This is a genomic window from Streptococcus sp. A22, assembly GCF_043674215.1.
GTDB classification, from domain to species: domain Bacteria; phylum Bacillota; class Bacilli; order Lactobacillales; family Streptococcaceae; genus Streptococcus; species Streptococcus suis_V.
Genome location: NZ_JBIMJQ010000003.1, coordinates 65016 through 82357, shown reverse-complemented (window position 1 = coordinate 82357; position 17342 = coordinate 65016). Strand labels below are relative to the sequence as shown.

Here is a 17342-nt window from a genome sequence, read left to right as displayed (position 1 = left end):
CTATATGGATAATCGACCAATCGGATTTTTAGATTCAGGTGTGGGTGGTCTGACGGTGGTTCGTGAACTCATGCGTCAACTTCCCCACGAAGAAGTCGTCTATATCGGCGATTCGGCCAGGGCCCCTTACGGCCCAAGGCCAGCTCAACAAATCAGAGAGTATACCTGGCAGCTGGTCAATTTTCTCTTGACCAAGAATGTTAAAATGATCGTTTTCGCCTGCAATACAGCGACGGCTGTTGCCTGGGAAGAGGTTAAGGAAAAGTTGGATATTCCAGTTTTAGGTGTGATTTTGCCAGGGGCATCGGCTGCTATCAAGGCGACCCAGTCTGGCAAGGTGGGAGTGTTGGGTACAGCTATGACTATCCAGTCAGATATTTACCGGGAAAAAATTCAGGCCTTGTCGCCGGAAACTCAGGTTGAAAGCTTGGCATGCCCACGCTTTGTCCCTCTGGTGGAGTCCAATAGCCACCAGTCTAGCCTGGCCAAGAAGGTGGTCTACGAAAACCTCAAGCCCCTTATGGGGAGGGTGGATACCCTGGTGCTGGGCTGCACCCACTATCCCCTCCTGCGGGCTATCATTCAAAATGCCATGGGGCAGGATGTAAAACTGATTGACTCTGGGGCAGAAACAGCGCGGGATATCTCCGTTTTGCTCAATTATTTCCAGCTCAATCGCAGTCGGACGGAGGCCAATCTTCAACATCGATTTTATACAACAGCCAGCCCAGAGGCTTTTAAGGATATCGCAGAAAGCTGGTTGGGCATTGATATTCAAGTGGAGCATGTAGAACTATGACAGAAAAGATTTACGAATACAGGGACGAGCAGAATTGGTTTATTGGCAAGGCGAGCTTTGCCAATCTATTTGGGAGCTTTGGTGAGACTGGAAGAGAGCAGGAAATATATCAATTGGGGCATGCTTTCGATCAACTTATTGCCTCAAAATATGAAGATGACTACAACCAGTGCGTCCAGATTGAGATTATTCGATTGCATTCGGATTTCAAACTCATCCAGTTTGCTCTCGATGTCTTAAATGACCTCAACAACCGCCAATTCAAGGCTATCCAGCACCAGGGAACTGTGCTGGTGACCGAAGGCGAAAAACTGCACCTGGTTTACTTGCCCAAGGAAGGGGTGTCCACAGAGGCTTTCTTTGGTCAGGAGCAAGGCTTGTCCGGTCTTGGAGACAGTATTCTGATTGCCACTAAAAATGAAGGCAAGACCAAGGAATTTCGCAAGTTCTTTGAGAAATTGGGCTATCAGGTTGAGAATCTCAACAACTATCCTGACCTGCCAGATTTGGCTGAGACAGGGACCACTTTTGAGGAGAATGCCCGTCTCAAGGCGGAAACCATTGCAGAGCTGACAGGCAAGATGGTCCTGGCAGATGATTCGGGTCTCAAGGTAGATGTCCTCGGCGGTTTACCAGGAGTTTGGTCAGCTCGTTTTTCAGGTCCAGAGGCGACAGATAGCCGTAACAATGCCAAGTTGCTCCACGAATTAGCCATGGTTTTTGAGACCAAGGACCGCTCGGCCCAGTTCCATTGCACCTTGGTCATGGCAGCACCGGGTCGGGAAAGCCTGGTGGTTGAGGCAGATTGGGCAGGCTATATTGGCACAGAACCCAAGGGAGAAAATGGCTTTGGCTACGATCCGCTCTTTCTGGTCGGTGAGACTGGCAAGACGTCGGCTGAACTTAGTCTAGAAGAGAAGAATAAGATTTCCCACCGGGCGCAAGCCTTAGAAAAATTGTTGGAGGCATTTCCAGTATGGCAGGAGCAAGCAAGACAATCCTAGTCATGAGTGATTCTCATGGAGACCGTAAGATTGTAGAGGAAATTAAGAACCGTTACCTTGGCAAGGTTGATGCAATCTTTCACAATGGAGATTCGGAGCTAGACAGTCAAGACCAGCTTTGGGAGGGAATGTACGTTGTCAATGGCAACTGTGACTACTTTGGTGGCTATCCAGATAGGCTGATTACCCAGTTGGAGGATGTGACCATTGCCCAGACCCACGGCCATCTCTATGGCATCAATTATGGCTGGCAGCGGTTGGATTATTGGGCCCAAGAAGTGGAGGCGGATATCTGTCTCTACGGGCATCTCCATGTGCCCGATGCAGAGCTGCGGGGCAAGACCCTCTTTCTCAATCCTGGATCAGTCAGTCAGCCACGGGGCTTGGTCAGAGAGTGCCTCTATGCCCTGGTGACCATTACAGATAGTCACTTCCATGTTGAACACTACAATCGTCAGCACCAGATTTATCAGCCACTAACAAAGGACATTCCACGATGATTGCACGCGAATTTGAAGCATTTTTGCTGGATCAAGAAGAGACTTTTTTGACTCCGGCCAATAAGTTGGCGGTCATTATTGATAGCCATAATATCGACCATGCCAAGCTCCTGCTCAGCCACATGTCCTATTCACGGGTACCTGTAGTGACCGAAGAAGGACAGTTTTTCGGCACCATTGGCCTGACGGAAATCAATCGTTACCAGGCTGAAAATGGCTTGAGCGATGATGAGCTTAATAGCGATATTTCCCTGATTGCAAAGGCGGATGAGGAGACAGTTGGTCAAGATTACAACTTGACAGAAGTCATGCGAAAATTGGTCGACCAGTCCTTCCTTCCTGTTCTGGGTGAAAATGGGGAGTTCAAGGGGATTATTACTCGAAAATCCATTCTCAAGGCCATCAATGCCCTGCTCCACAACTTTCCCCTGCCGTCTAAAGAGGCAAAAAAATGAAAGATTGGATTGCAGCATTTATCAGGAGCAAGTCCATAAGCAGCAACAGTCAAAAGTCCTACACCTATGACCTACAGCAATTCATGGAGGTGACCCAGGGCCAGGTCAACCAGCAGACGCTCTTAACCTACCAGCAGACGCTCTTGACTCTGAAGCCTGCTGCCCAGAAGCGCAAGTTGTCAGCAGTCAATCAGTTCCTCTATTTTCTCTACGAGGAGGGGCAGCTAGAGCGATTTTATAAGCTCAAGGCCCTGACCAGCCCTGCCTCTATCAAGCAGCGACCACAGGTGGAAGAATTGTCCCCCTTATGGACGGAGACAGCCTTTCTTGATGGGCAGACCATTGCTCTTTTGATTGGCTTTTTAGGGCTGACGCCTAGTGAAATAGCAGAGCTGACTGTGGATGACCTTAACCTAGATTTTCAGGTGTTGACTGTCCAGAAGGGTCAGACCAAGCGGGTCCTGGATATTCCTAAAGAAATCCTGCCCTACCTAGAAAATCGCTTGACCGGTGTCTATCTTTTTGACAAAAAAGGGCAAACCTATTCCCGCCAGTGGTTCTTTAATCGCTTGACTGAATTTGTTAGCTCCATAGGTCGGTCAGATTGGACCGCCCAGAAATTGAGAGAACAGTATATTCTGGGGCAAATCAAGCAAGGCAAGTCTCTGGACCAGCTGGTCAAACAATTGGGCTTGAAATCAAGCATGAGTTTGGAAAAATACAAGTAATGGATATTAAACTGAAAGATTTTGAAGGACCTCTGGACCTCTTGCTCCACCTGGTGTCCAAGTACCAGATGGACATCTACCAGGTGCCGATTACAGAGGTCATTGAGCAGTATCTAACCTATATTGCCACCTTGCAGGCCATGCGGCTGGAAGTGGCAGGTGAATACATGCTCATGGCCAGTCAGTTGGTGGTCATCAAGAGTCGGAGGCTCCTGCCCAAGGTAGTGGAGCAGACAGACCCAGAAGATGACCCAGAGCTGGAGCTCTTGGACCAATTGGAAGAGTACCGCAAATTCAAACTTCTCAGCGAGAAGCTGGGAGAGCAGCATGATGAGCGGGCTAAGAGTTTCTCCAAGCCCAAGGAAGAGCTGGTCTACGAAGATGTGCAGCTGGTCCAGGACAAGACCGTTGTCGATTTGTTCCTGGCTTTTTCCAAAGTCATGGCTGAAAAGCAGGCCAGCCTGCGCCAATCGCATACGACCATTGCCAGAGATGAGTACAAGATTGAGGACATGATGGACCTGGTCCGTAGTCACTTTAAGGCTGGTTCGCGTCTGGAGTTGCGCCAGCTCTTTAAGGATAGTCAGGATATCAATGAGGTTATCACCATTTTTCTGGCCACTTTGGAGTTGGTCAAGGTCCATGAGATTAGCTTTGAACAAACGGAGGCTTTTGGGGACATTTACCTAGTAAGGAGGGAGCATGAGCCGATTAGCTGAAATAGAAGTCCTGCTATTTGTGGCAGGTGAGGAAGGCCTGACCTTGCGTAATCTAGCGGAGATGCTGGACATGCAGCCGACCGCCCTCATCCAGCAGTTGGAGAAATTATCTGAAAAGTACATGTCGGATAAGGATTCTGGTCTGGCACTCTTGGAATCATCCAACCGCTACAAGCTGGTAACCAAGAAGGAATTTGCCGAGCTCTTGCGGATTTATGCCAAGACACCGATAAACCAGACCATGTCCCGGGCCCTATTGGAAACCCTGTCTATTGTTGCCTACAAGCAGCCCATTACACGGATAGAGGTGGATGACATCCGTGGGGTCAATTCCAGCGGTGCCATTAGTAAGCTCCAGGCTTTTGATTTGATTCGGGAAAATGGCAAGAAGGAGGTGTTGGGCCGTCCAAATCTCTATGTGACCACTGATTATTTTTTGGACTACATGGGGATTAACAGCCTGGACCAATTGCCGGATGTGTCAGATTTGGACCTGAAAGATGAGGAAACAGAGCTTTTCCTAGAAAGAAATGAGTTAGAAGATGAGAATTAACAAATATATTGCCCACGCAGGCATTGCCAGCCGACGCAAGGCTGAGGAATTGATCAAGCAGGGGCTGGTGACTGTCAATGGTCAGGTGGTGCGTGAATTGGGAACTGTCATCAAGTCTGGTGACAGGGTTGAGGTAGAAGGCCAGCCTATTTACAATGAAGAGAAGGTCTATTACCTGCTCAACAAGCCTAGTGGAGTGATTTCCAGCGTATCGGACGACAAGGGTAGAAAGACGGTCGTAGACCTTTTGCCTACGGTCAAGGAACGGATTTATCCCGTGGGTCGTCTGGACTGGGATACATCAGGTGTCTTGATTTTGACCAACGATGGAGATTTCACAGACGAGATGATTCACCCGCGCAATGAGATTGATAAGGTCTATCTGGCGCGTGTCAAGGGGGTTGCCAATAAGGACGTTCTTCGTCCCTTGACCCGTGGAGTGGTCATTGATGGTAAGAAAACCAAGCCAGCTGTCTATGAGATTATCAAGGTGGACCCTGTCAAGAACCGTTCGGTGGTCGAATTGACTATCCATGAGGGGCGCAATCACCAGGTTAAGAAGATGTTTGAAGCGGTTGGTCTACAGGTGGACAAGCTGTCTCGGACTCGTTTTGGTAATCTAGACTTGACAGGTCTGCGTCCAGGTGAGTACCGCAAGCTCAATAAGAAGGACATCAGTAAGCTCCATACCATGGCTGTTACCAAGCCAGCTAAGAAGAAATGACCAGGCTCATCATCGGCCTGGTCCGGCTGTACCAACGATTTATCTCTCCCCTCTTTCCACCGTCTTGCCGTTATCGACCTACCTGCTCGGCCTATATGATTGTGGCCTTGCAGAAGCACGGCTCAAAGGGATTCTTGATGGGCCTGGCCCGTATTGGGCGCTGTCATCCCTTTGTGGAAGGTGGTGATGATCCAGTACCGGACCATTTTAGCCTGAGAAGAAATAAAGTATGAATAGGTGTAAAAAATAGCGAAAAATGGTGATTTTTGGGAATAAATCCTTGACAGAGGCATCAACTGAGCGGTATAATAGTAACACGATTTCATTGATTTAACTCAAACCTGTTGTGAGTTAAGTGAATGAATCATCATTCACCATGCTGTTTGCTGAGCTTGACTCCGGGCAGTGTGGCATTTTTTTTACTTGAAATGAGATGAAAGATAATGAATATCGAAGAATTGCACTACAAAGAGGAAACAGCTAAAAACCATGTCGTTCTGTTTGAGCCACAAATTCCCCAGAATACGGGCAATATCGCCCGGACCTGTGCTGCGACCAACAGTCCTCTGCACATTATCAAGCCCATGGGTTTTCCTATTGATGATAGCAAGATGAAACGAGCTGGTCTTGATTACTGGGACAAGCTGGACGTACGTTTTTATGAAAATTTAGATGAATTTATGACCTACGCCAGCCAGCATGGCCAGGTACATCTGGTGTCAAAATTCGCTGCTAAGACCTATTCCAACCAGTCCTATCAGGAGGGAATACATTATTTTCTTTTTGGGCGTGAGGACAAGGGCCTGCCAGAAGAATTCATGCGCCAGCATTCAGAAAAGGCTATCCGCGTTCCCATGAACGATGAGCATGTCCGTAGCCTCAATGTATCCAATACAGTCTGCATGATTGTCTATGAAGCCCTGCGTCAGCAGGAATTTGCAGGCCTTGACCTGGTCCATACCTATGAAGGGGACAAACTCAAATAGTGTGATATCATTACCGAAGTCTTGCAGAGGCAAGGCTTTTTTGGTATCATTAAATAGTCTTCAGGGCAGGGTGAAATTCCCGACCGGCAGTGATTTTATTAAGATAGTTTCTCTATTTTGAAAATTTTTCTTTGAGGGCGGCAGCAGGAGCGACCGAAGGTCGCAAGTCCGACGCTTGTCGCCGTGGTGAAAGTTATCCTATTTTTGAATAGGATGACAGGGGATTTTCGAGACCTTAGGCTCGAAAATAAGTCATGAAACCGAAGGTTTGCTACGTCCCTACCACCTTAGACAAGTGTCAAAAAAGAAATTATCTAGTAAATAAGTCTGCGAGCGCAAGCTGATGTGGTGCAATTCCACAACCGACAGTACAGTCTGGATGGGAGAAGACGAAGTAGTTGGCCTCGGCCTGCTCTTTTGGCCTTCTTCAATTTTCAAAAATTGGAGGAACCTTTATGACAAACACACGCAAAATGACGATTATCGCCATTCTCTCAGCAGTATCTTTTCTGCTCATGTACTTGAAATTTCCGCTGATTCCAACAGCTAATTTCCTGGAAGTGGACTTTTCAATCGTACCCATTCTCTTTGGTCTCTTGATGCTGGATCTGAAATCAAGCTTTGCGATTCTTTTCATCCGGACCTTGCTCAAGTTGATTTTGAACAACCAAGGTGCATCGACCATTATTGGTCTGCCAATGAATATTGCAGCTATGTCAGTCTTCATTCTAGTTGTGGCCTACATTTGGAAAAAAGACCAGACAGTGAAAAATTATGTGAAAACAGCAGCAGTGGCAACAATTGCATCGACCTTGGTCATGCTGGTCATGAACTATGTTTATGCTGTGCCAGTCTATGCGACCTTTGCAGGCTTCGATATCAAACAAATTCTAGGACTTGGCAACTATCTCTTTGCCATGGTCCTTCCCTTCAACCTCTTGCAGGGAATCGTGCTGTCGCTGGCTTTCTATGTATGTTACAAGGCAGCCCAGCCAATTTTAAAGAAAGTTTAACCATTCTATGGTAAACTAAATACATGAGAAACAAACAAACACATTTACGAAACGCATCTTTTTTGGCCCTGGCCTTTGTTATTCTAGGCTATACGGTCAAATTTTATCCAGAGGCAGTCGCAGGCTTTGACACAACAATTCAGACACTTGTCCGTGGCAATCTACCTAGCACTGCCAGCCAGTTTTGGACCTCGATTACGGTTCTTGGAAATACTGTGATTATTCTGACTATTTCCTTGCTCCTTGCAGCTTTCTTCTATTTTTATAAAAAGTGGAAGATGGAGGCTTACTTGATTCTTGCTAGTTTTGCGGTTATGGGGGTGGCATCAACAGCCCTGAAATATGTCTACCAACGGCCGCGCCCTAGTATCGAATGGTTAATCGATACGATTGGTTATTCCTATCCTAGCTGGCACACTGCCTCGACCATGATGATTGCAGGAGCGGTGGTTATCATTATTCAGCAACGAATGAAGAAGGGAGCACTAAAGCTCTTGCTTCAAGCTGGTCTGCTCATTTTAGCGGCTCTAGTTGCGATTTCAAGGATTTACATCGGCGTTCATTTTCCAACAGACATTATCGGTGGTTGGCTGTTGGCAGGCTTCCTGCTGTCAGTCCTCTATCCTTTCTATGATCAAAAACGCTTCGAATGGCGTTTTCAGAGTAAACAAAAATAATAAGCGAGGCTCCTGCCTCGCTTATTTGCTTTCAACAATGGTCTATTTATTCTTAATCGGTCCGTTTTCTGCTTCTTTTAGAGCTTCTTGAACCGTTTGGGCAAAGAGTTGTCCACCTTCATTGATGGTGCTTGGTTCGCTACCAAAATGAATATTGTCTGTGCCGGCCCAAATCTGAGGATTTTGCTTGGCAACGGCATTCCAATCAGCCACGGTGATAAAGTCATAATCCTTGGCTAATTGACGAATGTAACGCGCATGTTTTTCAGCTATTGGGTCATCGTACGTAGCAGAGTTACCATCGTAGGGGGTCACTAGAATCAAGCGGTAACCATTCGGCAGGATATCAACCATTTTCTTCAGCTCTTCCTGGTAATTGGTGACCACATTGGCACCGGTTGCTACCACAACATTTTTCAAGAGTGTTCCATTGTCAATATTGGTCTGCAGGATTTCGTTAGCCTGGATGGTATTCCGGCTCTTCTCCGCATCAATTATAGCATCAGGCAGGGCTGCTTGTAGGTGCTCGCTTGCTCGAAGTGTCACAGAATCACCGATAATGGTCATTCCGTCTGTGATATCAAAATGGCTGGCTTTTCCCTTTTCGGCAAAGTTTTTGGTCTGTGTCATGCGGGTATCTGCCTGCTTGAGGCTTTCCACCATAAGCGAATGGTCTAAATCACCGAGTTTTGGAACAAACAAACTAATGCCCAAGGTAAGCAAGCTGAGAACAGCGAACGTTATAGCCAACCATTTGGTATAGGGAACTAAATCAATTTCCAGACCAAAGAGTTTTCCCGTCCTGCCTGCAATGTAAGGCTCTAGCACATAGTAGGATAGGCTAGCCATCAGCAGTGTCACAAGCAAGGTCAGTCCAACGGCCAGAAGGTGGTTGGAAATCAGTTGATTGAAGATAATGTAAAGGGGCCAGTGGAAAAGGTAGATACCGTAGGAAATATCCGCCAGAAACTGGATAGCTGCCGGCTCCTTCACGCTTGCTGTCTTTTCGTGTAAGATTCTAGCCGCAAGAATCATGGCACAGGTTGCCAGACTTGAGAGGAAGAAACCGAAAAGATAGGTGAAAATCGAATCAAACCGTAGGAAGAAGAGGAGGAGGGCTTCTAAGCCCAGACCACCTGAGAAAACCAATAGGGTCTTCCGTAAATCCCATTGTTGCACCATTTTCTGGAAACCGGTTGTAGTATGCTTGATGCCTACAATGGTCGCAAGCAGGCTCCCCAGAAAGAAGGGGAAGGAGTGAGCTAGTGTAGAGAAGTAAATCCTAGAATAGCTTGTGACAAAGAAGCTAGAAATAAACATTCCAAAGAAGCTAAGGACAAATAGGAGGCCTGAACTGAGGAAAATAGTTCCTCTAAGTTGTCCTACAGACCTGGCTTGCCGCGTTATCCACCAGAGAGCTAGCCCCCAGATGATGTAGAATTGGACTTCAATCGCAAGGGTCCAGGTGTGAACAAAGAGATGGGGGGTAAATTGATTTTCGTATCCACCACCGGCCAAAATTTCATAGATGTTGGTCATAAAGCCCAGAGCAGCTGTGATTTGCCGTCCGATATTGGCTGTAAAATCATTACGAATCAGGAGAGCCAGAGGTGTGACGGTCAGAATCAGCAGGACCAAAGGTGGGAAAATACGGTACAAGCGCCGTTTTAGAAATGCCTTGAAATCGAACTCCTTGTCGGCATGAAATTGGTCAATAATCAGGGCAGTCGTCAGATAGCCGGATAGGGTGAAGAAGAGGTCAACTCCGACAAAGCCTCCAGAGAAGTATTTGATGTAAAAATGATAGAGCAGGACCATTACCAGTCCTAGCACTCGAATTGTTGAAAACCATTTAATCCTCATGTTGATAAATCCCCTGCTTAAACGTTCCTTCGTAGACTGATTTTGCCTTGGTTGTTAGCTTACCTTTACCATCAGCCAGGCCATTGACAAATCGACCTGAATAGCTCCAACCATCCTTTGAAGTGAAGGTTCCCTGACCATTGAAACTGCCATTTTTAAACTGTCCTTCATAGGTATCTCCATTTTCAAAGGTCAGCTTGCCCTTACCGTCCATTTTATTGGCCAAGACGGTGCCGCTATACTTGATTTTACCGTCATCTAGGGTCAAGGTTCGTTGGCTGGGAATGCGTCCGATAAAGACGGAAATCAGGCAGATTAGGATAAATAGGAGTGTCAACCGTTCGATATTTTGCCTTGTGAGGAAGGCCTTCCAATCTTCTGGAAGCGAATAATGCATGCTTTTCATGTCTTGTCCCTTACTAGAATAGATTCGCCTACTATTTTACCATTTTTTCTCATATATTACAAAAATGTTACGTAATTCCTCTGCTTATTTTAGCCGTTCCAACCAGTCCTTGCAGCCCTGGCTGACCATTTGATAAGTTTCCTCGAAATCCCCTGTGTACCAAGGGTCGGGAACGGATCTGTCGGCAAATTGGTAGATTTTATCTTGGGCAGACGGAGGAGCCATCTTTTTTAAGTCACGGACATTGTTGCTGTCCATGCCGATGATATAGTCAAATTCCTTAAAATCCGCTGCTGAAATCTGCTGAGATGTCTTGCTACTACTGTAGGGAATCTGGTATTTTTTGAAAATCTTCTGGGTTCCCGGATAGATAGGATTGCCGTGTTCCCAGCCTGATGTGGCACGGCTTTCGATGTGGTAGTCGTCGGTCAAGGCTTTCATGACAAATTCAGCCATGGGACTGCGACAGATATTTCCAAGACAGACAAATGCAATTTTTTTCATGATTTTCCTTTCACTTCACAAGAAAAGGCAACCGAAGTTACCTTAGCATGTTTATTTTTCGTCCTTGTCAAAGGCGTTTTTGATACCGTTGACAGCACCTTCGAGGCCGTCTTTAGCATCTTCTACAAAGCCCTTGGCATCTTCGACCAACTCTTTAGCTTTGCCGAGCCCTTTTTCAACAAGACCTTCCACTTCAAGCTCTTTATCACCTGTCAATTTGCCCAAGCCCTCTTTGACAGAACCAGTCAATTGATCTAATTTAGCACCGAATTTTTCTTCTGACATATGAACCTCCAATAGATGTTATAGGGAGTGATGGGAGAAATTCCCATATGTTGACTATCTATAGAATACCTTAATTATCCTCATTTTGCAAGCGCTTTGCTTGTCTAAAAATGGACTTCTCACTAGAGGGTAATTAGTTGCACATTTATTGAAATAATATTATAATAAATATAAATAAAAGAAAGAAGGTTCCTTTTATGAAAAAAGAAATATTGAAGCCATCAGCTGAAGTTGCTAGTCTGTCTCTGGGGAAATCTCTGAACTATCAGGATACCAAGGCTGTTCTCAATCAGGCTGTCGCAGACCTGTCAGTGGCTCATTCTATCTTGCATCAGGTTCATTGGTACATGCGTGGTGCTGGATTTATGATTTGGCATCCAAAAATGGATGAATACATGGATGAGTTGGATGGTTACCTAGATGAAATGAGTGAACGTTTGATTACCTTGGGTGGCGCTCCATTTTCAACGCTTGTAGAATTTTCGGAAAACAGTCAACTCAAGGAGGTTCCGGGAAGATACAGCTTGACCTTGGAACAGCAGTTAGCGCGTATCGTAGAAGTGTTTCGTACATTGGCTACCCTCTTCCAGGAAGGTTTTGACATTAGCGATGAAGAGGGCGACAGCGTGACCAATGATATTTTCAACGTTGCCAAGGCCAGCCTTGATAAGCATATTTGGATGCTGCAGGCAGAATTGGGACAAGCTCCGAAATTGTAAATAGATGAAGGGTCCAGTAGGACTCTTTTTTTGCTGCATAGACGATAGTTGAATGAATTAGATTTTAGACTGGATTGTGGATGAAACTTGCAATCAAGTCACTTATGAAGAGTGCAGCAAGTCGAAAGTGTCGATGTATCAAAGCAAAATTAGATGAAAATATTCAAAGATAAACTAAATGACAATAATATGACATTTGTCACATGAGTTAATGACAAAGCCTTCTAGTTCGGGCTTCATTTTCGAGATATACTGTCTATGTAAGATGTTCAAGAAGTAGGAGGTAGAAAGATGATAGAAGTACGAGCATTAAAAAAAATCATCAAAGGACGGACCATTTTGTCTGATATTTCCTTTGAAATCAAGTCAGGAGAATGTGTGGCTTTAATCGGTCCAAACGGGGCTGGGAAAACGACGCTTATGTCTTGTTTGTTGGGAGATAGGAAAGCGACGAAAGGCCAGGTTTTGTTGGACGGTCTGGCTCCACAGGCTCAGTCTAATAAGGAAAAGGTGGCAGTCTTACCACAAGAAAATGCTATCCCGACAGACCTGAAGGTCAAGGAATTGCTCCGCTTTTTCCAAGCCATCTACAAGGATAGTCTGACAGATGCGGAAATCGACAGCCTGCTCTGCTTTTCCCCAGAGCAAAAAAATCAACTGGCAGGTAAGCTATCGGGTGGTCAGAAGCGGCTCTTGGCTTTCGTCATCTGCCTGATTGGCAAGCCCAAGTTGCTTTTCTTGGACGAGCCGACGGCGGGCATGGATACTTCGACCCGTCAGCGTTTTTGGGAGATTGTCCATGAACTTAAGGCTCAGGGTGTGACTATTTTTTATACCAGCCACTACATCGAGGAAGTGGAGCATACGGCGGAGCGGATTTTGGTCTTGCACCAGGGGAGGTTACTAAGAGATACCACGCCATTTGCCATGCGGAGTGAGGAGCAAGAAAAAGAAGTGACTTTGCCGATTGCCTTTGCGGCGATGGTGGAGAGCTTGGCTGAAATCAATGAGATTAGCTACAAACAAGACACGGTCAGCTTTAAGACCCGAGCCATTGAGCAGGTTTGGGCTAGTTTGCAGGAGGCAGGTTGTCGGATTTCAGACCTGGAAGTGCAGAATAAGACTCTGCTCAATAGCCTATTTGACAAGACAAGGGAGGAAGAATCATGAAAGCATTGCTGCAAGTAGAAAGCATTAAATTATCCAGAAGTTTGGGAGTTTTTCTCCTATCTATCGGCATGCCTGTCATCTTTTTCTTGATTTTTTCATCAACGGTCCAGTTTGACGATGCAGCCATGCAAAAGGCCTTTATCCAGTCCTATATGCTGACCATGACAGGTTTTTCCATGTCGGGCTTTGCCCTTTTCACCTTTCCAACGATGCTGGCAGAGGACAGAAAAAATAGCTGGTTGACCTTTATCCAGCATTCGCCCCTGCCAATCTGGCACTATTACCTGTCCAAACTGGTGCGGGTCTTGCTCTGCTTTGTATCTTCCATTGCCATTGTCTTCGCGGTGGGGGGCTTAGTCAAGGGAGTAGAGATGACTGCTCAGGAATGGGTCGTGTCCGCACTCATACTCCTTGTAACCTCTATCGTATTTCTAGCCATTGGCTTGCTTTTGGTGCAAATTCAGTCGGAACAAACCATGTCGGTTGTGGCAAACTTGCTCTACTTTGTTCTGGCCATCATGGGTGGCTCTTGGATGCCTGTTTCCCTCTTTCCAGACTGGGTGCAGCGGATTTGCAAAGTCCTGCCCAGCTACCATGTCAACCAACTGGTGACCACTTACGCTCAAGAAGGAGATTTTCTCTGGAAATCCTTGCTAATTGTCCTAGGCTATGCGATAATTTTCTTAGGAATTGCTCTGATACTGAATAGAAAATCCGAGCAGCAGTGAGGTGACAGATGATATTTGAAAAAAGAAAGGTACCGCTCATGTTCTTCGTGGGCATGATCTTTCTCTATTTTCCCTTTTACTATGCCCAGTATAGTCCCAATCCGACGGCAGTTGTCCTAGCTACTATTCTCTTTGCCTTGGTCTATTGTTCTCTGTTTTATACTGACCATAAGCTCTATTCCATGCTGGCTTGGTTTTACCTGATTGGCTATATCGCCGTCATGAGTTTTTGGGGCAATCTGCAATTTTCCCTCTTCATCTTTAACCTGTCCAATATGTTGGGCTGGTATTATAAAGAGAATCGACCGACCTATCGGACGGTGTCCTACGGGCTTTTGTTGCTGGCTATTATCCTATGGGCTCTCTTTGGCCCTGTTCCTTTTGAGATGAGAGCTTTTGCACTTGTTATTCACTTTTTCGGCTTGGCCTTGCTGATTTTCAGTTGGATTGAAACCAAGCGGGAAGCCCTTCAGCAACGCCTACAGGAGCAGAATGCTTCCATTAACCTACTGCTGGCTGAGAATGAACGCAACCGTATCGGTCAGGACTTGCACGACACACTGGGTCATGTCTTTGCCATGCTGTCTGTCAAGGCTGAGCTGGTCCAGACTTTGTTAGACCACGATCAGATTGACCAGGCCAAGAAGGAGGTGGCAGCCCTTCAGACCTTGGCTAAGGACTCCATGCAGGAGGTCCGCCAGATTGTCCAGTCCCTCAAGCAGCACACCGTGGCAGAGGAACTCCAGATTTTGCAACAGATGTTGGACTTGGCAGGAGTGGACTTAGTTGTCTTGGGCGGGGAAATAGCAGAGCAGCTCAGCTTACCTGTCCAGAACAAACTGGCTATGGTGCTGAGAGAGTTGGCCAATAACCTACTCAAACACAGCCAGGCTAGCAAGTGCCGTTTGATGTTTGAAAAAGACCAGCAAGAATTGGTTGTATACTACGAAGACAACGGTGTGGGCTTTGCCCAGTTGACTGGTCAGGAATTGCATACCATAAAGGACAGGTTGGTAACGGTGAAAGGAAGTTTGGAATTTATCTCTCTAGTCAAGCCCACCCGCCTGTCCGTCCGAATTCCGTTTGAGGAGGTGGTAGAATGAGAATCTTAGTCGCAGAAGACCAAGCAATGCTGCGGGACGCCCTCTGTCAGCTCTTGGGCTTTCAAGAGGCGGTTGAGGCTGTTTTACAGGCAGAAAACGGCAGTCAGGCCATTGCTCTTTTGGAAAAAGAGCCAGTAGACGTGGTGCTCTTAGATATAGAAATGCCTGAAAAGACGGGCCTAGATGTCTTGGAATGGGTGCGAGGGCAAGCCTTGCCTGTCAAGGTTGTCATCATGACCACCTTCAAGCGACCGGGCTATTTCGAGCGGGCGGTCAAGGCTGATGTGGATGCCTATGTGCTCAAGGAACGCTCCATCGCAGACCTCATGCGGACCCTTGAAACGGTCTTGGCGGGGCGGAAGGAATACTCACCAGAATTGATGGACATTCTCCTGACCCAACGTAGTCCCTTAACCAACTTGGAAAGTCAACTACTCAAGCTGGTGGCAGAAGGTCTATCCAATAAGGAAATCGCCTGCCAGCTCCACCTGTCTGACGGGACAGTCCGCAACTACATGACCTCTATCCTGTCCAAGCTAGGTGCTGAAAACCGCACCGCAGCTGTTAAGGTGGCACAGGAAAAGGGCTATATATAGCTAGAACCTCTATTCACAGGAAAAGGCTTGCACTCGGCAGGTCTTTTTCTAGTCGAATTTTGCTTTAACCTTCATTTCTCTATTGAAAATATCCCTATATTTTGCTAGAATTTTCTTATGGAACGACTTTACGATGTGCAGCAGTTGCTCAAACGTTTTGGTATCATTGTGTATATGGGAAATCGTTTGTATGATATTGAAATGATGCAGATTGAGCTCAATCGGGTCTACCAGGCTGGAGTTCTGGATAGGCTGGAATACATGGAGGCTGAGTTGGTTTTACGCCGGGAACATCGTTTGGAATTAGAGTACCAGAGATTGAAGGAGAAGTAGATGGAAACCTTGTGGACAATTTTATTATTTGTAGCCTTATTGGGTGCCTGGATGGGCTTTAATTATTGGAGATTGCGCCGTGCAGCCCTGGTCATTGACAATGCGGAATTTGCGCAGAAAATCCATGGTGGTCAGCTGATTGATCTGCGCGAGCCGGGCGAGTATAACCGCAAGCACATTTTGGGTGCGCGGAATATTCCCTACCAGCAGCTCAAGCAAAGTACTAATGCCCTTCGCAAGGACAAGCCTGTTTTGATCTATGAAAATGACCGTGGTCAATTGGTTACCCCAGCAGCTCTTTATTTGAAAAAGCAAGGTTTTAATGACATCTATATCTTGAGCTATGGTTTGAATGGCTGGGATGGCAAGGTGAAGACCGCAAAACAAAATAAGTAGATTTTTCATTACGAGTGTAGAATGTTAGTATGAGGAAACGAAAATGAATCGAAAAGATGAAAAATTATCCTTGGATGAAATTGGCATAATTGCAGGTATCGTGTTGATTTTATCCATTAGTTTATTGGCAATTTGGTTTAATGGCTCAACTGCAACAAAAGAGACTAGGGCTGAGCAGTCTGAAACGGTTGATACCAGTCTCTCTTCGGCTGAAAAAGCTGTGAAAAAATTGGAAAATTCTTCCAGTGAGGCTGACTTGAAAGCTGCCCAGGCTGCTGTGGATAAGTTACAGGCTACGACTGCAAAAGAGAGCCTGCAGAAGCGAATCGATACGGTTAAGCAAGCGATTGCTAAGCAGAAAGAAGCAGAAACACAGGCAAAATTAAAGGCTGAAAAGATTCGGGCAGAAGAAACCCGCAAATATGTTGAGAAGCACCAGAAAGACCAGGTGGCAGACAATCAAACCGAACCAAGCCAGGCTGAACCGGCTCCTGCACCAGAAGTAGTGATAGAACAACCAGTGGTAGAGGAATATTATGAAGTACCAGCGGTTGTAGAGGTTCCTGTGGAGCCTTCTGTAGCACCGCCGGCTGAACCAGCTCCAGAGGAAGTTGCACCTACAGCTCCTACAGCAGAGGTTCCAGCATCAGAAACACTGGCCACAGAAGGTCAGTAATTGAACTTAATTTGCAAGAGGAGGTTGGGCATAAAGTCCAACCTCTAGTTCTTTGATTAACAAAATTACATTAGCGCAGGGGTTGATTGTTCAAATGGTTCGGGGAACTGTGAAAGGTGGGAAACAGGGATTGTGAAACAATCCTCGATAGTTCTAGTTTTACGCTCCAAACTAGACTTAACGAATGGTGCGAACTCCGTTCGCTCTATTTTCAATCTGTAACTGTCTTCTACAGCTTTTTGGATGCGTCTGGGCAGAAAGTCCAGCCTCGCTTCTCAGAGTTCGTGTCAACATCTCAGCGCAGTGGTTGATTGGCAGATTTATTCGTGTTTCACACTCCAAATCTGACCTAATCAACTGTGCGGGGGTGGGAAGACGAACTCTTTTTAGACTGGTCGAATTCTT

General features: G+C 46.3%; 24 protein-coding genes. 20 read left to right on the top strand and 4 right to left on the bottom strand.

Features of this window, described 5'->3' with window-relative positions:
* Nucleotides 1–4: 4 nt before the first annotated feature.
* From racE to ACHBHN_RS01940, 12 genes are all read left to right on the top strand, one after another.
* Complete coding sequence (gene racE, locus ACHBHN_RS01995) at nt 5–799, top strand: glutamate racemase (RefSeq protein ID WP_394733552.1); 795 nt, start codon at nt 5–7, stop codon at nt 797–799.
* Entirely contained in the window at nt 796–1803 is a 1008-nt protein-coding gene (locus ACHBHN_RS01990; protein WP_172062542.1) for a nucleoside-triphosphate diphosphatase, read from the top strand. The genes racE and ACHBHN_RS01990 overlap by 4 nt, the downstream gene beginning before the upstream one ends.
* Nucleotides 1776–2303, top strand: a complete 528-nt coding sequence (locus tag ACHBHN_RS01985; protein ID WP_105136853.1) for a metallophosphoesterase — start codon at nt 1776–1778, stop codon at nt 2301–2303. The genes ACHBHN_RS01990 and ACHBHN_RS01985 overlap by 28 nt, the downstream gene beginning before the upstream one ends.
* On the top strand, nt 2300–2758 hold the full coding sequence (cbpB, locus tag ACHBHN_RS01980) for a cyclic-di-AMP-binding protein CbpB (protein WP_394733551.1): 459 nt from the start codon (nt 2300–2302) through the stop codon (nt 2756–2758). The genes ACHBHN_RS01985 and cbpB overlap by 4 nt, the downstream gene beginning before the upstream one ends.
* Nucleotides 2755–3486 carry a site-specific tyrosine recombinase XerD gene (gene xerD, locus ACHBHN_RS01975; RefSeq protein ID WP_394733550.1) on the top strand — a complete coding sequence of 244 codons (732 nt, stop codon included), beginning with the start codon at nt 2755–2757 and terminating at the stop codon, nt 3484–3486. The genes cbpB and xerD overlap by 4 nt, the downstream gene beginning before the upstream one ends.
* Nucleotides 3486–4205, top strand: coding sequence for a segregation/condensation protein A (locus ACHBHN_RS01970; RefSeq protein WP_105160616.1), 720 nt, complete (start codon nt 3486–3488; stop codon nt 4203–4205). The genes xerD and ACHBHN_RS01970 overlap by 1 nt, the downstream gene beginning before the upstream one ends.
* Nucleotides 4189–4758 carry an SMC-Scp complex subunit ScpB gene (gene scpB / locus ACHBHN_RS01965; RefSeq protein ID WP_172009252.1) on the top strand — a complete coding sequence of 190 codons (570 nt, stop codon included), beginning with the start codon at nt 4189–4191 and terminating at the stop codon, nt 4756–4758. The genes ACHBHN_RS01970 and scpB overlap by 17 nt, the downstream gene beginning before the upstream one ends.
* Nucleotides 4748–5482, top strand: coding sequence for a pseudouridine synthase (locus ACHBHN_RS01960; protein ID WP_105160615.1), 735 nt, complete (start codon nt 4748–4750; stop codon nt 5480–5482). Before scpB ends, ACHBHN_RS01960 begins: the two co-directional genes overlap by 11 nt.
* On the top strand, nt 5479–5715 hold the full coding sequence (gene yidD, locus ACHBHN_RS01955; protein ID WP_172073751.1) for a membrane protein insertion efficiency factor YidD: 237 nt from the start codon (nt 5479–5481) through the stop codon (nt 5713–5715). Before ACHBHN_RS01960 ends, yidD begins: the two co-directional genes overlap by 4 nt.
* A 210-nt stretch (nt 5716–5925) precedes the next feature.
* Nucleotides 5926–6468, top strand: coding sequence for a tRNA (cytidine(34)-2'-O)-methyltransferase (locus tag ACHBHN_RS01950; protein ID WP_394733549.1), 543 nt, complete (start codon nt 5926–5928; stop codon nt 6466–6468).
* A 455-nt stretch (nt 6469–6923) separates the two neighbouring features.
* Nucleotides 6924–7481, top strand: coding sequence for an ECF transporter S component (locus ACHBHN_RS01945; protein ID WP_394733548.1), 558 nt, complete (start codon nt 6924–6926; stop codon nt 7479–7481).
* 23 nt (nt 7482–7504) lie between these two features.
* On the top strand, nt 7505–8158 hold the full coding sequence (locus ACHBHN_RS01940; protein WP_394733547.1) for a phosphatase PAP2 family protein: 654 nt from the start codon (nt 7505–7507) through the stop codon (nt 8156–8158).
* A 42-nt stretch (nt 8159–8200) separates the two neighbouring features.
* On the opposite strand, the gene ACHBHN_RS01935 is transcribed toward ACHBHN_RS01940, so the two are convergent.
* The 4 genes from ACHBHN_RS01935 to ACHBHN_RS01920 form a co-directional block, all read right to left on the bottom strand.
* Nucleotides 8201–10021: an acyltransferase family protein gene (locus tag ACHBHN_RS01935; RefSeq protein ID WP_394733546.1), complete on the bottom strand. Its 1821-nt coding sequence runs from the start codon at nt 10019–10021 to the stop codon at nt 8201–8203.
* Nucleotides 10011–10427 carry a hypothetical protein gene (locus ACHBHN_RS01930; RefSeq protein ID WP_105136862.1) on the bottom strand — a complete coding sequence of 139 codons (417 nt, stop codon included), beginning with the start codon at nt 10425–10427 and terminating at the stop codon, nt 10011–10013. The genes ACHBHN_RS01935 and ACHBHN_RS01930 overlap by 11 nt, the downstream gene beginning before the upstream one ends.
* 84 nt (nt 10428–10511) lie before the next feature.
* The gene (locus tag ACHBHN_RS01925; RefSeq protein ID WP_105111937.1) at nt 10512–10931 is read right to left on the bottom strand and encodes a low molecular weight protein-tyrosine-phosphatase; all 420 of its coding nucleotides are present in this window, start codon (nt 10929–10931) and stop codon (nt 10512–10514) included.
* Between the two features lie 51 nt (nt 10932–10982).
* Nucleotides 10983–11216 (bottom strand): CsbD family protein, encoded by a 234-nt coding sequence (locus ACHBHN_RS01920; RefSeq protein WP_105160609.1) that lies wholly within the window; start codon nt 11214–11216, stop codon nt 10983–10985.
* Between the two features lie 197 nt (nt 11217–11413).
* On the opposite strand from ACHBHN_RS01920, the gene ACHBHN_RS01915 reads away from it, so the two are divergent.
* The 8 genes from ACHBHN_RS01915 to ACHBHN_RS01880 all read left to right on the top strand — a co-directional run bounded on the left by ACHBHN_RS01915 (nt 11414) and on the right by ACHBHN_RS01880 (nt 16937).
* Complete coding sequence (locus ACHBHN_RS01915) at nt 11414–11935, top strand: DNA starvation/stationary phase protection protein (RefSeq protein ID WP_394732796.1); 522 nt, start codon at nt 11414–11416, stop codon at nt 11933–11935.
* A 291-nt stretch (nt 11936–12226) separates the two neighbouring features.
* A complete protein-coding gene (locus tag ACHBHN_RS01910; protein WP_394733545.1) occupies nt 12227–13105 on the top strand; it encodes an ABC transporter ATP-binding protein in 879 nt (292 codons plus the stop codon).
* Nucleotides 13102–13833, top strand: a complete 732-nt coding sequence (locus ACHBHN_RS01905; RefSeq protein ID WP_394733544.1) for an ABC transporter permease — start codon at nt 13102–13104, stop codon at nt 13831–13833. The genes ACHBHN_RS01910 and ACHBHN_RS01905 overlap by 4 nt, the downstream gene beginning before the upstream one ends.
* A gap of 8 nt (nt 13834–13841) precedes the next feature.
* The gene (locus tag ACHBHN_RS01900) at nt 13842–14936 is read left to right on the top strand and encodes a sensor histidine kinase (protein ID WP_394733543.1); all 1095 of its coding nucleotides are present in this window, start codon (nt 13842–13844) and stop codon (nt 14934–14936) included.
* Nucleotides 14933–15532, top strand: coding sequence for a response regulator (locus ACHBHN_RS01895; protein WP_105111943.1), 600 nt, complete (start codon nt 14933–14935; stop codon nt 15530–15532). The genes ACHBHN_RS01900 and ACHBHN_RS01895 overlap by 4 nt, the downstream gene beginning before the upstream one ends.
* A 117-nt stretch (nt 15533–15649) precedes the next feature.
* Entirely contained in the window at nt 15650–15865 is a 216-nt protein-coding gene (locus tag ACHBHN_RS01890) for a YqgQ family protein (RefSeq protein ID WP_105110460.1), read from the top strand.
* Nucleotides 15866–16261, top strand: a complete 396-nt coding sequence (locus ACHBHN_RS01885; RefSeq protein WP_172059787.1) for a rhodanese-like domain-containing protein — start codon at nt 15866–15868, stop codon at nt 16259–16261.
* Between the two features lie 43 nt (nt 16262–16304).
* Complete coding sequence (locus ACHBHN_RS01880) at nt 16305–16937, top strand: hypothetical protein (protein WP_105110458.1); 633 nt, start codon at nt 16305–16307, stop codon at nt 16935–16937.
* The last annotated feature ends 405 nt before the right edge of the window (nt 16938–17342 follow it).

Excerpts from the sequence above, each read along its gene's own strand:
- ACHBHN_RS01905 (WP_394733544.1), top strand. The coding sequence starts at position 13,102 with ATGAAAGCATTGCTGCAAGTAGAAAGCATTAAATTATCCAGAAGTTTG.
- ACHBHN_RS01970 (WP_105160616.1), top strand. The coding sequence starts at position 3,486 with ATGGATATTAAACTGAAAGATTTTGAAGGACCTCTGGACCTCTTGCTC.
- ACHBHN_RS01925 (WP_105111937.1), bottom strand. The coding sequence starts at position 10,931 with ATGAAAAAAATTGCATTTGTCTGTCTTGGAAATATCTGTCGCAGTCCC.
- ACHBHN_RS01945 (WP_394733548.1), top strand. The coding sequence starts at position 6,924 with ATGACAAACACACGCAAAATGACGATTATCGCCATTCTCTCAGCAGTA.
- ACHBHN_RS01930 (WP_105136862.1), bottom strand. The coding sequence starts at position 10,427 with ATGAAAAGCATGCATTATTCGCTTCCAGAAGATTGGAAGGCCTTCCTC.
- cbpB (WP_394733551.1), top strand. The coding sequence starts at position 2,300 with ATGATTGCACGCGAATTTGAAGCATTTTTGCTGGATCAAGAAGAGACT.
- ACHBHN_RS01950 (WP_394733549.1), top strand. The coding sequence starts at position 5,926 with ATGAATATCGAAGAATTGCACTACAAAGAGGAAACAGCTAAAAACCAT.
- racE (WP_394733552.1), top strand. The coding sequence starts at position 5 with ATGGATAATCGACCAATCGGATTTTTAGATTCAGGTGTGGGTGGTCTG.
- ACHBHN_RS01880 (WP_105110458.1), top strand. The coding sequence starts at position 16,305 with ATGAATCGAAAAGATGAAAAATTATCCTTGGATGAAATTGGCATAATT.
- yidD (WP_172073751.1), top strand. The coding sequence starts at position 5,479 with ATGACCAGGCTCATCATCGGCCTGGTCCGGCTGTACCAACGATTTATC.
- ACHBHN_RS01910 (WP_394733545.1), top strand. The coding sequence starts at position 12,227 with ATGATAGAAGTACGAGCATTAAAAAAAATCATCAAAGGACGGACCATT.
- ACHBHN_RS01900 (WP_394733543.1), top strand. The coding sequence starts at position 13,842 with ATGATATTTGAAAAAAGAAAGGTACCGCTCATGTTCTTCGTGGGCATG.
- scpB (WP_172009252.1), top strand. The coding sequence starts at position 4,189 with ATGAGCCGATTAGCTGAAATAGAAGTCCTGCTATTTGTGGCAGGTGAG.
- ACHBHN_RS01935 (WP_394733546.1), bottom strand. The coding sequence starts at position 10,021 with ATGAGGATTAAATGGTTTTCAACAATTCGAGTGCTAGGACTGGTAATG.
- ACHBHN_RS01985 (WP_105136853.1), top strand. The coding sequence starts at position 1,776 with ATGGCAGGAGCAAGCAAGACAATCCTAGTCATGAGTGATTCTCATGGA.
- ACHBHN_RS01940 (WP_394733547.1), top strand. The coding sequence starts at position 7,505 with ATGAGAAACAAACAAACACATTTACGAAACGCATCTTTTTTGGCCCTG.
- ACHBHN_RS01960 (WP_105160615.1), top strand. The coding sequence starts at position 4,748 with ATGAGAATTAACAAATATATTGCCCACGCAGGCATTGCCAGCCGACGC.
- ACHBHN_RS01915 (WP_394732796.1), top strand. The coding sequence starts at position 11,414 with ATGAAAAAAGAAATATTGAAGCCATCAGCTGAAGTTGCTAGTCTGTCT.
- xerD (WP_394733550.1), top strand. The coding sequence starts at position 2,755 with ATGAAAGATTGGATTGCAGCATTTATCAGGAGCAAGTCCATAAGCAGC.
- ACHBHN_RS01990 (WP_172062542.1), top strand. The coding sequence starts at position 796 with ATGACAGAAAAGATTTACGAATACAGGGACGAGCAGAATTGGTTTATT.
- ACHBHN_RS01895 (WP_105111943.1), top strand. The coding sequence starts at position 14,933 with ATGAGAATCTTAGTCGCAGAAGACCAAGCAATGCTGCGGGACGCCCTC.
- ACHBHN_RS01885 (WP_172059787.1), top strand. The coding sequence starts at position 15,866 with ATGGAAACCTTGTGGACAATTTTATTATTTGTAGCCTTATTGGGTGCC.
- ACHBHN_RS01890 (WP_105110460.1), top strand. The coding sequence starts at position 15,650 with ATGGAACGACTTTACGATGTGCAGCAGTTGCTCAAACGTTTTGGTATC.
- ACHBHN_RS01920 (WP_105160609.1), bottom strand. The coding sequence starts at position 11,216 with ATGTCAGAAGAAAAATTCGGTGCTAAATTAGATCAATTGACTGGTTCT.